The sequence below is a fragment of the Paraglaciecola arctica BSs20135 genome, assembly GCF_000314995.1.
Taxonomy (GTDB): Bacteria; Pseudomonadota; Gammaproteobacteria; order Enterobacterales; family Alteromonadaceae; genus Paraglaciecola; species Paraglaciecola arctica.
Genome location: NZ_BAEO01000068.1, coordinates 56356 through 71955 on the forward strand (window position 1 = coordinate 56356; position 15600 = coordinate 71955).

Consider the following 15600-nt stretch of genomic DNA (forward strand, 5'->3'; position numbering starts at 1 on the left):
GTGGCGGGGAACAACCCGCCTTTAGTTAGTCAGTGGATATCGCGTCAAAGCGAAAGCTGTAGTTTCCAGAAATGCCACTTTCATCGTAATAGCTAGTGACCTGTAACTTGTAATTAGCTGTATTGGTTTTTATGAGGTAGACACCATATTGTGACCATAATAAATGCCCATCATTGAGGTTGTATTGGTACCAAGGGTTTGCGGTAAATGCTTTCACTTCAGTCAAATTCGACTTAAATCCATAATATTGTTCAGCCTCACTATCGACCCCAAGATAGCTGTTTGTTGTGTCAACAAGTGCCGAAGCTTCATCAGCGATGAATATTTGAAAGTCAGCGCCTGTAACGCCTGAATCTGTGAGACAAGGTAATTGAATATCCCAGGCATCATCTTGACTGACAGGTTCTGCAAGATCAAAATCTACATATATCCCAGTATCACAACTCACTGCATCCAACTCTAATTCGAATTCTTCTGCAAACTCAGTTTCACCGTCTAAGGCACTTTGGTGCTGTATACCAAGGGTAATAGTGGCCAAAGTACGACCAGAAGTTGTCAGGGATTTGGCTCTAAATTTAGTGTAGGCATTGTCAGAACTAACAACAAAATAAACATCATCCGCAGCACTGACTTGGTGAGTAGTGAGATCATAATTATAAAATTTGTCACCTACGATATATTCTTCAGAATCATAGCTGTAGTCATCCTCAGTGGGTAAATCTATAACACCAACAGCCAAATAATTATCTAACTCAGCATCAGCCGTGGCGTTTAAAAACATGTCACTGATGGCATTTCCTGCATCATCATAAAAGTCACTATTTATAGTACTAAAATAGGTTCCGACAGTGTTATCTGTATGGGTATTTAAAGACACTTCTGTACGCTTAAAAGCTATATCCCATTGGCTGTCAGTTGCAGCAGCTTCATCGGTTAATTCAAGCACAGCACCTGTCTCTAAATCGAAATAAACACTCTTTGGCTCTGACGAAGTACCTGTGCTGAATGGTCCAAAAATCACACCTTCTTCTACAACCTCTTCCACCTCAGGTATAACTTCAATTTCATCAACTGGATCAGAGCTTGAGCTACCACAGCCGCTCATTATGGCTAATAGACTTAGCGCTGGAATGGTATATTTCTTCATTGTTGTAACTTTCCTTTAGTAAAATTGATAGGAGATACCAGCAAAAACCCGTCTACTCGACAGCGGTCTAACATCGAGTAACCCCGCTGCAATAGCATCTGTGTTTTGATGGTTATCAAATACGTTGTCGACACCAGCGATCCAGTGCCAATTTTTATTTAAACTTTGACTAAGGCTTAAATTCAAACTACTCCAAGCGTCCTTTTCTACGCCTACTTGTTGTTCTGTCGGGTAACTGCCATTTTCATACACCAGATAAATCAGCCCATGAATATCGAATGGAAATTGCCAATCCAAATTAGCTTTGATTTGATGAGTGGGACGGTCGCTAAGATGCTCACCACTGTGATCAGTGGCATGTAAATAACTGTAACTTAGCTGATAATTCACTTTGCCCAAGGATAATTTTGCTGAGAGATCTAACCCTTTCATCACAGCTTGTTCAACATTACTGTAGCGAGAAATAAGTAAGCCGGAAGCCGCAGATGCGTCGACATCTGTCACCGTTTCGATAAAGTCTTTGGCTCTGGCATAATGGGCATTAACACTTAATGATAGCTGTTGCTTTGAGCTATTGAGTTGATTGAGATAGGTTGCCTCTAAGTTAGTACTCACTGCGGTTTCTGGTTTTAGCTGGTCGTTACCTAAGACCATGTATCCTAAATTACTGTGGTCAAAAATATAAAAACGTTCTTTTAATGTAGGTACACGGTAACTCTGCCCCACGCCCATTCGAAGTTGCCATTGCTGTTGCTGAGTTTCAACAAAGCTGAATAAGACATTTACACGGGCAGCGCTGTGCCAACCAAATTCACTATCATGCTGGGCACGGATACCTGCTAACACTTCATGGTCAGCAATTTGCCAGCTTAATTGACTGTAACCCTCAATACTGTCCCGTGCTTTATCATCAATTTCAACGGTTCCTGAAGTGCCCTCTTCACTAGCTTGTTTCACTTGATACAACTCATCACGGTGCAATACAAAACCAGATACCAATTCAATTTCTGAAATATTCCATAGATACTGACTATCTATCTCCGCTAACTTTATGTCAGCATCTCGCAAAGAATTTGAATCTCCACTGGTTTCTTGATGATTAAGATAACGACCTTGAACGCGCCAAAATTCTCCTTGATTAAGTCCCAGATCGTATTGCCACTGCTCAACCTGCGAAAGATAACTGATCTCACCTGCCTGACCGGGAATAACGTAACGCTGTTTTTGCTTATCATCACTGAAATACCTAGCTTTAAGGCTTAGTTCTAGTGAATCTTCAAATTGTTTTGACAAGCGTAAGTTCACAAAATGTTTATCAGTACTTGGCGCACTTTGAGAGACGGTTTTAGTATCGTAATCAAATCCAGGATCATCAATTTTTTGTAGACTAAGACTGCTCTGCCAGCCAAGTATGTTTTGGCTGGCATCTAGTTGAAGTTGCTGACCAACATCAGCAGAATCAATATTGTTATTGGTATAACTACTGCTTTGATATTTTACTTTAAGATGATCTTTCGACTGTTTACGACTAATAATATTGATCACCCCTCCCATGGCAGAACTACCGTATAAAACTGAAGCTGCACCGCGTAATACCTCAATTCGTTCAATATCCACCACACCAATTTGATCTAAATCAACGGCTGAGCCTGTGGGAGAAATTAACGGCTGACTATCCAACAAAATCAATACATGGTTTTCATCAAAGCCCTGCATTTGCACTGTGTATCCGTCTTTAGCGTTGCGCTTAGCGACCACTCCAGGAATATAATTCAATGCTCCTGCTAAGGTGCCATGACTGAGTTTTTGCAATTGCACCGCAGATATAACGTCAATTGAAACTGGGCTTTGAGATTGGGATATAGTTGAGCGAGTGCCAGTCACTACTATTTGTTCCATTGTCGAAGATCTAGCAACATCAACCATGCAACAAAAAGCTAAACTAAGTACTAAAGGTGTCAATTTCATTTAATCTAAATACGAATCACTATCATTTGCACTAATAATAAGATCAGTGAGGTAACATAGTCAAGGGTATTTTGATTAGCAGCAAAAAAGGTAGTGAGAATTAAACGAATAATGTTTAATGAGGTTGCTAAAAATTTTTGATGGTGTGCATCAGAAAGCTCTGATATTGGAATGATTTAATTGAATATTTATAAGGCTAGCTTATTGGCTGGGATCCAGATGATCCTGGGAGTTGTTGTTCAGCCTATACCAACCAGCAATACTGTATCGATCACAATGACTAGTGATTACTTCATGGGGGAAAACATCACTAAGAAATATGATGCAGCTATTAAACAACGGCGGCACAACAAGCAAAGGTGACGGTTGCTCATCGGCATACAAAAGTAACTCGCCACCATCATTCTTACGCCAGTTGTCATTTAAATAAAACACAGTACTCAATATACGATTGCTACGACCTTTAAATGCATCTAGGTGCCGCCGATAAAAGTCACCTTCTGCGTAATGAGAAAAGTGACATTCAAAATCAAATAAGCCCATAAACAAACGTCTATTTAAACCTACCCGTAATTGTTCCATAGATTGCAAATAAGCCTCTTGTTGTACTGAATGACCATCGAGCCATAAAGTTGAATCGGTTCTTATTTGTGCATTAAGCTGCAGGTCATTTTGGCGACCAATGCCTGCGGGTTTAAAACTAATAGCAGATAATCGTATTGCCTCTTGCTGCAATTGAGTACCCAGCCAAGCAGGTAAAAAATCTATTAGCTGAATATAGCCATGATGTTGCAACGCATCTGCTATATTGTCTATCAACTGTTCGCTCAAACAGATATTTTCAGTCACAGGTGTTGCCATTTTCATATTGTTGGTCTTGTTATTTTAACAAGCGCATCCCCATTATAACCAGTATTAATCCAACAAAGTGCATCCAACCTAGTGGTTCTTGCAACAAATAGTTCGATAGAATGATTGTCATCAGAGGCCCAACAGCTCCAACAATCCCCGCTTTACTCGCCCCTACGATTTTGACGCCGGCACTGACTAAAAATGATGGGATAAGCGTACAAAAAATAGCAATAGCTGCTGCGCCTGCATACATAGGTCTAGTAAAAGTACTTAGGTCTTGCACACCCACTGCGGTAGCATGCATTAACATAGTTGCTACTGCGCCAATCATTGCTATACAAGTAAAACGTTGGCTGCCAATGCGCCGAGAATAAATTTGATTCGCAATCATAAACCAAGCAGTAAAAATACTAGCAATAAACACCAGCAAACTGCCTAACCAAAGGTCGTCGCCACCAAAACTTAAATCGGCAAAAAAGAATAAACCAATACCGCTGTAAGCCACCAACAATGCTAACCATAAGCGAGATGAGACAGTTTCTTTTAGAAAAATCCAAGCAAATAACATCGATATCGCAGGATAACAAAACAAGATCATCCGTTCTAAACCTGCACTGATATATAACAGCCCCTGTAGATCAAGGTAACTGGCAATGTGGTAACAAGCCACTCCAGCTGCGACTGCGCCTAACACATCTTTTTTTGTTACTCCCCAACTTCGGCGCGACACTGTCCAATAAAGTATGCCTAGGTAGAATGGTAAAATGAACAACATCCTTAATGTTTGCAATTCCAGTGCGCCAAGGCCAATTTGAAATAACATTTTTACGATAATGGCTTTGCTAGAAAACAATAAAGTCCCCATCACGACAAAGAAAATACCTTTTTGTTGCTGTGTAACCATAAATTATATTCGGGCTTGTGAGCCGTTCTCCCATAGTAAAAATGCCAAGTGGCTGTGTTTTTTATATGAGAGTCAGATGAAAATAGTGTAGAAGACTTGTCTGACTGCCAATATAAGCAGCCAGCACAACGCTAACTGCTTTAGATAACTAGCAGCCAGAGAATATTGACGTTAAATTGTGTATTGATAATTGTATTTTGTTGCATTATTTCACTGTATTGAATCTGTAATTTTATCTTGTGAAGCACAAATATCTATCATGATTTCAAGATGTTAAATAAAATAACCGATAGTTCCAACAATTACTAGTTTGGTTTATACAAATTAAGAAGCCCGTAATTGATTAGCGTTTTCAATACATATTTTTTGGGTTGTCACAAAAGTGTTTTGGATTAGCGCTGCATCACTACTTGCCCTATGACGCTGCTCTTTCATTTGTTTAAATAATCTATCTTTGGTTGCATGCCATAGCGGCATTTGTACTTCATTTAAAATCATTTCCAGTGAACTGACATGAAATTGCATGGTCATTTTAGCCGCGTTGAAAAGTTTAATTAACCAAGTATCGTCTACCACCCAGCCATCTGAATATGCCACCTGACCTGCCAAAAACTGATTGAGTTGCCGACAGACTTCTTGTACTGGCAAACCTTTTTCAGCTAGTAGTTTGCGGCTAATACCATGTAATGATTCAGCTTTTTTATCCCAGTGCGTCCAGTCGCGTTGTGGTTTAATCAAGCCGCAGAACCTTTTACCTGATTGATTAATGACCCCCACTTCAATGGGATAACTTAAAGATCCAAAACCACTGGCTTCAACATCAATAATATTAGGAATATTAATTCTGCCATGGCCTGTGAGTTTATTCATAATACGACTACTCATCAGTTAATTGTTAAAAAATAAAATGCTAGAAATTACTGCACCAATGCATTGGAATAATGCAACTTGCGCTGATTATCGACAATAATGCCATCGTATCCTGGAGTTCGATTCAGCAAGTCCATACCTTTTTGCACCCCCAATACAAACACTGCTGTAGATAAAGCATCATTTAATGTACTGCGCTGCCCAATAATAGACACACTTTGCACTTCTTTGGCCGAAGTACCTGTTTTTGGGGATAAAATATGATGATAGCGTTTCCCGTCTTGTTCGAAATAACGTTCGTAATCACCAGAGGTGGATAACGCTGTATCCGCCAATGGCAAAACCACGGCCTGTTTATCTTTATCACGAGGGTCACGAATACCTACCATCCAGGGTTTTCCGAGCCTGTCACCTAACAATTTTGTATCACCGCCTGCTGTCACTAAAGCATGTTTAATGCCACGTTTCTTTAATATTTCAATTGCATTGTCAACTGCATGACCTTTAGCAATCCCTCCTAAATCAATCTTCACATTGGGATGGGCGAAAAAAACACTCTGTTCTGTTAGATTAAACCTAATGTGGCGGTAGTTTATAGCCTTTAACAAGGCTGCAATCTGGCTTTGCTGTGGCTTTTGACTTTCTCGATAGTTATACAGATAACCCACACTAGCGAAAGTTATATCAAAAGCACCATCGGTCTCCTTTGCAAGTTCAACTGAAAGTGCAATAAGCTCAAATAACTCTTTAGAAACAGGCACAAAACCAGCAGAGGCTTGATGATTAAGCTTACTCAGCTCGCTACTTTCAATATATGGACTCATTAACTGATTAATGCGTTGCATTTCGTCCATCACAGCTTGTATTGCAGCTTCACCTTGTTGCGCAGAATCACTCCAAAGCTCTACGTGAATATTAGTGCCCATAATCCCTTGTTTATCTTCAAACCACTTTGCCGAAGACTGCCCTGAATAAATCAACAGACACAGCCACAAAGCGGTCGAGACAAGTCCTTTCATCCTCATAAATTAAGATCTAATCCGAGTTGATAAAGCTGATTTTTCTTTAAGCCAAATTGCTCCGCCGTCACAGCAGCGGCTTTTTTAAGAGGTAACTCTTTGACTAATAGTTTAAGTAAATTAAGTGCATCAGCTGACACATCAGTCTGATCCTGCTTTTCACCGGCGATCATTAAAACAAATTCGCCCCTTTGGTGATTAGCATCAGCCTCAAGCCAAGTTAAACAAGCTTGAGCACTTCCTGAATAAAAAGTTTCAAAGGTCTTAGTTAGCTCTTTTGCCACCACCATTTTTCGGTTTTCACCCAACTCCGCTACTATCTGTTTGACAGTGCCGGCCACTCTACGGGGCGATTCATAAAACACACTAGTGCTGGTTTCAGTTAATAAACGCTGCAAAGCCTGCTGTTTAGCAACTGCTTTGACGGGTAAAAATCCTTCGAACTTAAATCTATCTGTAGCCAAACCCGCAGCACACAAAGCGGTTATGGCCGCGCACGGTCCCGGTAATGGCACCACATTAACCTCAGCTTCTCTGCACTGACTAACCAAACCATAACCTGGGTCACTGATCAGCGGCGTACCTGCATCAGAAATCAAGGCGATATTTTGGCCGAGTTTTATTTTTTCGATAAGCTGTATAGCCCGCTGCGATTCATTATGATCATGCAGTGAGATTAAACGCGTCGAAATATCGTAATGTTGCAATAAACGTTGGCTATGCCGCGTATCTTCAGCAGCGATTAAATCTACTTCGGCCAAGATGCGTAAAGCCCTAAGGGTGATGTCTTCCAGATTGCCAATAGGCGTAGCGACGATAAATAACGTACCTGACTCAATCAATGATTACTCTCCAAAAAATACAACGTTAATCTAACCTTTGTCCAAGTATAAGTTTAATAACAAAGCATTAGATATTTATGTCCGTTACTATAAACTATCATGGGTATAATCACTTTATTTAATGGATATCAGCGATGAGTTTTCGAGCGTTAATTGTATATTGTATCGCTATTTTTAGTTTTTTTTCTTGTACTAGCAGTCCTACTCAGCAAACCCAAAAAATCACCATAAAAGCATCGAAAGAGATATCCGGAGTGGCGAAAGACAGTGGTTATTATCTAACCCAAGCCAAACAAATTTATGCAAAAAACAATGATATATACCAACGGAATGATTATCTATTACAGGCCGCCGAAGCCCTGCAGACAGAACATCAATGCCAGAAGAGCATTAGGATACTTCAAGTTCTACAGCCAGAGTTGCAAGACAATCGCCAACTCACTCATGGTAAACTGATTTTAGCTGAGTGTTACTTGATTCTGTCTGACAAGACCTTTGATAAGGTAGAAAGCATACTAGCAAATTTGACTGATGCTTATGGTTATCGAGCCCGCGTAGCCGCGTTACAGGCACAACTTGAGGTTAATAAAAAACAATGGTTGAAAGCCGCTATAACATTACAAGATACAGACATTGAAGAACTGCAAAAAACCCAAACAATCTGGCAATGGCTCAACAAACTAGATTTAACTGAGTTAGAAAAGGCGCGATTAACTGAGACAACACTACAACCTTGGCTGCAACTAGCCATAATAGTAAAACGTTTTGCGTTAGAGCCTGAGGTATTTAAGCAGCAACTAGTCAATTGGCAGAGTAGGCATTTAGGGCACCCACTAGTCACTAGTCTCCCGCAAGAAATACAAAGTTCGTTAATAGAATCACCTATACAGGCGAGACGGATCGCGGTTTTATTGCCATTAACGGGCAGACTAGCGAATCAAGGCTTAGCCATAAAAGAGGGAATATTAGCCGCGTATCTAGAAAATTTAGCGGCAGCAGAGCTTGATCCTACTGCTTCTACTGAGTTTGGCGAAACAACTCAGAGCAACAGCCAACAATACCGTGAAATTCGTTTTTTTGACTCTGCCTTAAAAACAGCACAACAGCTAAATGCACTTGTAGCTGATTTTGATGTGGTTTTGGGTCCATTGGTCAAAGAACAAATCACTGAACTAACCGCCGTTTTACCCTCAGATAAAATACTTTTGGCACTAAACAGAGTGGAGTTAAAAACCAATACGCCGACAATAGTGCAGTTAGATGAGATATCAGAGCCAATTTTAGCTGTGCCAGAACATTATTACTTTTCATTAGCACCTGAAGACGAAGCCCAACAACTGGCATTACAAATACAACAAAGACAATTAGTGAGACCTATTGTCTTCGCTGCAGACAACCCTACAACCCAAAGAATGGCTGCGGCCTTTATTGCCGCTTGGCAAGAAAAACCCAACGCTATTCAGCCAGACCTAACAATATTCACCGACAATAAAGACATGCGTATTCGTGTATCAGAAATGTTAGATGTAACCCAAAGCGAAAAACGCATTAATCAAATTGAAGTGTTGGCAGATGTCGAAGTTTTTGGGATGGAAAGAAATCGTCGAGATATCGATTCCATAGTATTATTTGCCAACCCTGAACAAACGGCATTATTGAATCCTATTATCGAAGCCAGCCTTAGCGCATTTGCTCGAAAATCACTATCAGTGTTTGCTTCTTCACGAAGCTATAGCGTTGATTTGAATAGCAATAGTCTCAGAGATTTGCGTAATCTCACATTCGCAGACATGCCTTGGATGTTACCCGAGCATAGTTGGCAACCCTTGGCTAATCAAACCAAACAACTTTGGCCACAACGACAAGACACCCTATTAAGGTTATTTGCAATGGGTTTCGATGCCTACAACTTATTGCCGAATTTACGTCGATTAAAAACGCTTCCGCAACTTGTCAGTCACGGCTTAACCGGCGAAATCAATGTTGACGAGCAAGGAGTGCTACACAGACGTTTACCTTGGGCCCAAGTCGCTCAAAACCGAGTAAAATTACTTGCAATGGATTAAGCAAGCACTCTCCCCATTAATTGGCAGTGAGGCAGAACGTTTTGCTCGAACCTTCCTTGAGCAGCAAGGTCTTACATTTGTAATGCAAAATTATCGGTGCCGAACAGGTGAGATAGACTTAATTATGCAAGATGGTGATGAATTGGTGTTTGTTGAAGTAAAATATCGTAGTAAGAGTCAACACGGCTCAGCAATAGAGTTTTTTCATGCTAGCAAAAAGCGCAAGTTTGAATCTGCAGCCATGCACTATATGCAAGAAAAAGGCTTCAACCCGAGTATTATCCCACATAGAATTGACTTAGTGGGTATTGAGGGTAATGGCCAGAAACAGCAAAATATCAATTGGTTAAAAAGTGTTTAATCCGAGCGCACCAATCTCAGAAATAACTTACCTAGGAGTGTTATGTTAGAAAGCATTAAGGCCAATTTTACTGAAAGTATTCAAATCAAAATTGCCTCAATTGAGTTGTTACCCGAACCCATTTCTAACGCCACTTATATGATGGTTAATGCACTAATAAATGGCAATAAAATATTATGTTGCGGTAATGGAGGCTCGGCAGTCATAGCCCAGCACTTTTCATCTTTATTATTGAATAAATTTGAACGCGAAAGACCCAGCCTCCCCGCATTAGCATTGACTGCAGATGGAGCCACATTATCTTCAATAGCTAATGACTTTTCATTTGAAGAGGTGTATTCAAAACAAGTTAGCGCCTTAGGCCAAGCAGGCGACATTTTATTTGTTATATCTACCAGTGGTAATTCACATAACGTGATCAAAGCCATGGAAGCTGCCCTTAGCCGTGATATGACGATAGTGGCCTTAACGGGTATGGACGGAGGTAAGATGGAGGGTTTAGTAAGCCAACATGACGTAGAAATCCGTGTACCGTCGAATCGTACTGCACGTATTCAAGAAGTCCATTATTTAGTGGTACATAGTATTTGTGAGGGGATAGACAATTGTTTGTTCCCTGAAAATTTTCAGGAGTAATACATGCTTAATTCAAAAAACATCTGTCTACCGTTAGTACTTTCAGCAAGCTTATTATTACAAAGCTGTGCAGGATTAATCATAGGTGCTGGTGTTGGTGCCGCATCTGTGGCACACGATAGACGCACAATAGGCACCCAAGTTGACGATACAACAACAGCGGGTCGTATATCTAATGCCTTGTCTAAAGACCTAGCAATACACGAACAAACCAGCATCTCAGTGCAAGTATTTAATGGTACCGCCCTATTAGTTGGCCAAGCCCCGACACAAGCGCTGATCCAACAGGCACAGAATCTTGCTTCAGCAGTAAAAAACATTAGAAAACTCCACAACCAAATTCGTTTAGGCTCACCTATACCAGCAAGTGTAGTGGCGAATGATGCATGGCTAGCCTCAAAGGTAAAAACCAAATTGCTTGCCGATAAACGCATAGATGGTCTGCACATTGAGATAGAAGTTGAAAACGGAGAGGTGTTTTTAATGGGATTGGTCAGTGAACAAGAATCGAATATTGCAGTAGATATCACTCGTAATATCAATGGCGTAAAACAAGTCATAAAGGCATTTGAATATACTTAACCTGAATTCGGGATAAGCCATACCGTCCAGCACCGCAATTATTGCGTCTATCTTCGTTGAACTTGTTCTCAATAGGTGGCTATTCCTTCACAAGCTCGCCTTGATAAACACAATAATATCAGCATTGGATGCATTAAATAAGCAGCCAAATAAACATTAACTTTCTAACTTATTGTTTTTATTATAATTACTTTAGAGCAAGCGGCACGTCTTAACCCGAGTTCAGGTTACTTGGCAGAGATAACAAATTAATGTGTTTCAATAAAAAAAGCGCCAATAGGCGCTTTTTTTTGTTCAAACCATTTCAAGTTCAGTTATTTAACAACTGTTAATGTAGGTTTACCCTTTTTGGGTTTTGGTGCAGTTTTCTGAGGTGCGGGTTGCTCCGACACCTCTGATGAACCTATGTTTTCTTCAACAGTAAATACCGTACCTGCGCCATTTTCTTTAGCATAGATAGCAAGTACTGCTGGGCAAGGAACAACTATATTCCTTGGCACGCCACCAAAGCGCGCATTAAACATAATGTCGCTTAAACCTATCTGTAAATTACCAGTCGAAGACGGAGATACATTGAGCACTATCTGACCGTCTTGGACAAACTCTTGCGGCACTTGAGTACCAGCATAATGCGCATCTACGACTATGTAAGGCGTGAGATTGTTATCCACAATCCACTCATAAAATGCGCGTAATAAGTATGGTTGATTAGGTGTCATATACTTCTACCCGTTATAGTGGGTTGTGTATTTCACGTTCTTGATCCGTCAATGACGCGATGAAAGAAGGTCTTTCAAAAATGCGTTTCATATAAGCCTTCACGTCTTTACTACCGGTACCAGTCAATTCAATGCCTAATGCAGGTAAACGCCACAATAAGGGTGCTAAGTAACAATCAACTAGACTGAATTCTTCACTCATAAAATAGGGCGTTTCAGCGAATAATGGCGCTAAAGCTAAAAATGCTTCACGTAGTTCGTTACGAGTCGCTTCTAAATCGCCTTTTTTCGCCATGATTTTTTCAGCTAATGTGTACCAATCATTTTGAATACGGTGCATGGTCAAACGACTTTGGCCACGAGAAACTGGGTAAACAGGCATAAGAGGTGGATGCGGGAAACGCTCGTCCAAATATTCCATGATGATATGCGAGTTATATAAAACTAACTCTCTATCAATTAAAGTAGGCACAGTACCATAAGGATTTAGTTCAAGAAGATCTTCTGGCAACTCATTAGGGACCGTAAAACTGATTTCTACGCCAACACCTTTCTCGGCTAACACTATACGTGCTTGGTGACTGTATATATCTATCGTGTCTGAAAACAACGTCATGATTGAACGTTTATTGGCGGCTACAGCCATCTATATATCTCCTAAATGTCATACATAATCGCATAGTGTCTAAGATAGCGTCTTAGGTATCTATGCTTTTGTTCTTTTACTAGCGATTAGTAAGTCAACCAGCTAATTAAAAACGGAAAAGAAAGGGGCATATACGTTATATATAGCCCCTCTCAAAAATTTTGCGGATTATACACTAAATTCAATATAAAAGTGCTATGAATTAGTGTACGTCCCTCCAATAATCTTTCTTCAGTAAATAGATTAACACTAGCAGTACCAGTAAAAATATCATTACCCAACGGCCAATGGCTTCTGACTGTAAGCGCGAAGGTTCACCGATATACACTAAATAGTTCACTAAATCTAACACTGCTGTGTCGTACTCAGCTGCACTTAGTTCACCACTACCGTCAGCTTTAATGCCAACATAACGGTCGACCATCACACCGTCTACCAACATTTTTTCAGTGGTTTTTCTTGGTACACCTTGTAGTTCTTGCAATGCATGAGGCATACCAACATCTGGGAACACTAGGTTATTAACACCAAACTTAGTACTTTCATCAGCATAAAAAGTTCTTAAGTAAGTATAAATCCAATCTGCACCACGAACCCTGGCAACTAAGGTTAAGTCTGGAGGCGGCGCACCAAACCATTTAGCTGCTGACTCGCTTGGCATAGCATTTTTAATATGTTCACCTGGCTTCTCACCAGTAAACTGCAAATTCGCGCTGCCAAGTTCAAGTGGAATATCTAAGTCATCGAAAGTTCTCTGATAACGTTGATATTGGGTTTGATGACAACCTAAGCAGTAGTTCATAAACAACTTAGCACCAGTTTGCAAAGAGGCTTTGTCGGTTAAGTCATATTCAGCTTTATCTAAGTGAACATTGCCGCCTGCAGCAAAAGCCCCCATAGGTAACAACAAGGACAATACAAAAATTAACTTTTTCATTCTGTGATCCTCGCTGGTACAGGCTTGGTGCGTTCATTTTTGCTATATATAAATAACAATACAAAGAAACCAAAATACATGATGGTCAAAATTTGTGATGCAGTAATTTTCCAAGCTTCTTGAGGTGTACCACCTAAATAACCTAAGAAAATAAATACCGCAGCAAAAATCATCAAGTTCCATCTATGTAAACCACAACGATAACGCCAAGATTTCACTTTACCTCTATCAAGCCATGGCAACAGTGCCAAGAATATAATCGCTGCAAACATAGCAATAACACCACCCAATTTATGGGGTACAGCTTTCAAAATTGCATAGAAAGGCGTGAAGTACCATACAGGAAAGATATGTTCTGGTGTTTTCAACGGGTTAGCAATCTCAAAGTTAGGGTGCTCAAGGAAGTATCCGCCCATCTCTGGGTTAAAGAACATGATGTAACAGAATGCCAGTAAGAAGAATGCAAAGCCAACAAGGTCTTTCAACACTATATGGGGGAAGAACGGTACTATATCGTCAACGATGTCGTATTTATCCGTATAGTATTCATGGATTTTGAAGTTGGTTTTTTCACTATCTTTAAGGGAACCTTTCTTACGCTTAACGTCGGTTCCATCGGGGTTATTAGAGCCAACTTCATGTAATGCCACTATGTGCAAGAACACTAAAATCACAATAACTAACGGCAGTGCAATAACATGCAGAGCAAAGAAACGGTTAAGTGTTGCCCCAGAGATAACGTAGTCACCCTGGATCCAGATAACCAAGTCAGGACCAATCACAGGAATAGCACTGAACAAAGATACAATTACCTGTGCGCCCCAGTAGGACATTTGTCCCCAAGGAAGTACATAACCCATAAAGGCTTCTGCCATAAGCGCTAAGTAGATAAACATACCGAACAACCACAATAGCTCACGAGGCTTTTGATAAGAGCCGTAAATCATGCCTCTGAACATATGCAAATAGACAACAATAAAGAAGGCCGATGCCCCTGTGCTATGCATGTAGCGGAGTATATAGCCGTATTCAACATCACGCATGATGTATTCTACTGAAGCAAATGCTTCTTCAGCAGTAGGTGTAAAACTCATAGTTAACCATACGCCTGTGACGATTTGGTTCACTAACACTATGGTCGCTAAAAACCCAAACATGTACCAAAAGTTCATGTTGCGAGGGGCGGGATATTGAATGGCGTGCATATTAGCAACGCGCATTATGGGAAGACGATACTCAACCCAGTCCATTAAATTTTTCCACATATTATGCTGCCCCTTCTTCGGAACCAATCAAAATAGTATTGTCGTCAATAAACATGTAAGGCGGTACCACCAAATTCAAACCCGCTGGCACGTTTTCGAATACTCGACCAGCCATATCAAACTTAGAACCGTGGCAAGGACAGAAAAAGCCTTCTTCTACACCTTCTACGTATTCAGCGAAAGCACCATCTTTTAAATGCTGTGGAGAACAACCTAAATGGGTGCAAATTCCTACTAACACTAGATATTCTTCTTTCAAAGAACGATAAGAGTTTTTAGCAAACTCAGGTTGCTGCTCTTCATCGGAGTTAGGATCTTTTAATTGATCGTCATGAGTGAGCAAGGACGCTAATAATTCAGGTGTTCGCCGCGCAATCCAAACTGGTTTGCTTCGCCAAATAACCCGAATCAACTGACCTGGTTCGATTTTACTGATATCAGCTTCGATATCAGCACCAGCAGCTTTCGCTTTGATACTAGGGTTCCAGGATGCGATAAAAGGCACTGCAGCACCGACTACACCGACACCACCAACAACAGAAGTCGCAACCGTTAAAAATCGGCGTCTATTACTATTGGTTGGTTGGTTTTCGGTTTCAGACGAATCATGCGCATCTAAAGATACATTGCTCATCCACTAATCTCCGAGGGTTAATATGGCTGACACTTTAATTTTTGAATGATATTTGACTCAAAAAATAAAGTTTTTCTATTAACCGAAAATGATAAAAGAAAACCCACATAAAAGACAAGGAAATCGTCAATAAAATGAAGAATTACTGATAC

16 protein-coding genes are annotated in these 15600 nt (G+C 40.4%); 4 read left to right on the plus strand and 12 right to left on the minus strand.

Features of this window, described 5'->3' with window-relative positions; translation table 11 throughout:
* Positions 1-25: 25 nt before the first annotated feature.
* From GARC_RS24835 to rsmI, 7 genes are all read right to left on the minus strand, one after another.
* The gene (locus GARC_RS24835; RefSeq protein ID WP_007625761.1) at positions 26-1147 is read right to left on the minus strand and encodes an HmuY family protein; all 1122 of its coding nucleotides are present in this window, start codon (positions 1145-1147) and stop codon (positions 26-28) included.
* A 15-nt stretch (positions 1148-1162) separates the two neighbouring features.
* Positions 1163-3115: a TonB-dependent receptor plug domain-containing protein gene (locus tag GARC_RS24840; RefSeq protein ID WP_153811024.1), complete on the minus strand. Its 1953-nt coding sequence runs from the start codon at positions 3113-3115 to the stop codon at positions 1163-1165.
* Positions 3116-3316: 201 nt separating this feature from the next.
* On the minus strand, positions 3317-3982 hold the full coding sequence (locus tag GARC_RS24845) for a 2OG-Fe(II) oxygenase (protein ID WP_007625764.1): 666 nt from the start codon (positions 3980-3982) through the stop codon (positions 3317-3319).
* Positions 3983-3995: 13 nt separating this feature from the next.
* Positions 3996-4871: a DMT family transporter gene (locus GARC_RS24850; protein WP_007625766.1), complete on the minus strand. Its 876-nt coding sequence runs from the start codon at positions 4869-4871 to the stop codon at positions 3996-3998.
* Between the two features lie 324 nt (positions 4872-5195).
* Complete coding sequence (locus tag GARC_RS24855) at positions 5196-5741, minus strand: hypothetical protein (protein ID WP_007625767.1); 546 nt, start codon at positions 5739-5741, stop codon at positions 5196-5198.
* Between the two features lie 47 nt (positions 5742-5788).
* Positions 5789-6760, minus strand: coding sequence for an FAD:protein FMN transferase (locus GARC_RS24860; RefSeq protein ID WP_007625768.1), 972 nt, complete (start codon positions 6758-6760; stop codon positions 5789-5791).
* Positions 6761-6762: 2 nt separating this feature from the next.
* Positions 6763-7602, minus strand: a complete 840-nt coding sequence (gene rsmI / locus GARC_RS24865) for a 16S rRNA (cytidine(1402)-2'-O)-methyltransferase (protein WP_007625769.1) — start codon at positions 7600-7602, stop codon at positions 6763-6765.
* 134 nt (positions 7603-7736) lie between these two features.
* On the opposite strand from rsmI, the gene GARC_RS24870 reads away from it, so the two are divergent.
* Genes GARC_RS24870 through GARC_RS24885 form a run of 4 tightly spaced genes read left to right on the plus strand, consistent with a single transcriptional unit; the run spans position 7737 to position 11247 of the window.
* Positions 7737-9668, plus strand: a complete 1932-nt coding sequence (locus GARC_RS24870) for a penicillin-binding protein activator (protein ID WP_007625771.1) — start codon at positions 7737-7739, stop codon at positions 9666-9668.
* Positions 9655-10029 carry a YraN family protein gene (locus GARC_RS24875; protein ID WP_039990495.1) on the plus strand — a complete coding sequence of 125 codons (375 nt, stop codon included), beginning with the start codon at positions 9655-9657 and terminating at the stop codon, positions 10027-10029. The genes GARC_RS24870 and GARC_RS24875 overlap by 14 nt, the downstream gene beginning before the upstream one ends.
* Before the next feature lie 42 nt (positions 10030-10071).
* Complete coding sequence (locus tag GARC_RS24880) at positions 10072-10665, plus strand: phosphoheptose isomerase (RefSeq protein ID WP_007625774.1); 594 nt, start codon at positions 10072-10074, stop codon at positions 10663-10665.
* Positions 10666-10668: 3 nt separating this feature from the next.
* A complete protein-coding gene (locus GARC_RS24885) occupies positions 10669-11247 on the plus strand; it encodes a BON domain-containing protein (RefSeq protein ID WP_007625775.1) in 579 nt (192 codons plus the stop codon).
* A gap of 314 nt (positions 11248-11561) precedes the next feature.
* On the opposite strand, the gene GARC_RS24890 is transcribed toward GARC_RS24885, so the two are convergent.
* From GARC_RS24890 to petA, 5 genes are all read right to left on the minus strand, one after another.
* Positions 11562-11966 (minus strand): ClpXP protease specificity-enhancing factor, encoded by a 405-nt coding sequence (locus GARC_RS24890; protein WP_007625777.1) that lies wholly within the window; start codon positions 11964-11966, stop codon positions 11562-11564.
* 13 nt (positions 11967-11979) lie between these two features.
* The gene (sspA, locus tag GARC_RS24895; RefSeq protein ID WP_007625780.1) at positions 11980-12612 is read right to left on the minus strand and encodes a stringent starvation protein SspA; all 633 of its coding nucleotides are present in this window, start codon (positions 12610-12612) and stop codon (positions 11980-11982) included.
* 202 nt (positions 12613-12814) lie between these two features.
* Positions 12815-13549, minus strand: a complete 735-nt coding sequence (locus GARC_RS24900; protein WP_007625781.1) for a cytochrome c1 — start codon at positions 13547-13549, stop codon at positions 12815-12817.
* Positions 13546-14814, minus strand: coding sequence for a cytochrome b (locus GARC_RS24905; protein WP_039990498.1), 1269 nt, complete (start codon positions 14812-14814; stop codon positions 13546-13548). Before GARC_RS24905 ends, GARC_RS24900 begins: the two co-directional genes overlap by 4 nt.
* A gap of 1 nt (position 14815) precedes the next feature.
* Positions 14816-15448 (minus strand): ubiquinol-cytochrome c reductase iron-sulfur subunit, encoded by a 633-nt coding sequence (petA, locus tag GARC_RS24910; RefSeq protein WP_007625786.1) that lies wholly within the window; start codon positions 15446-15448, stop codon positions 14816-14818.
* Positions 15449-15600 lie beyond the last annotated feature (152 nt).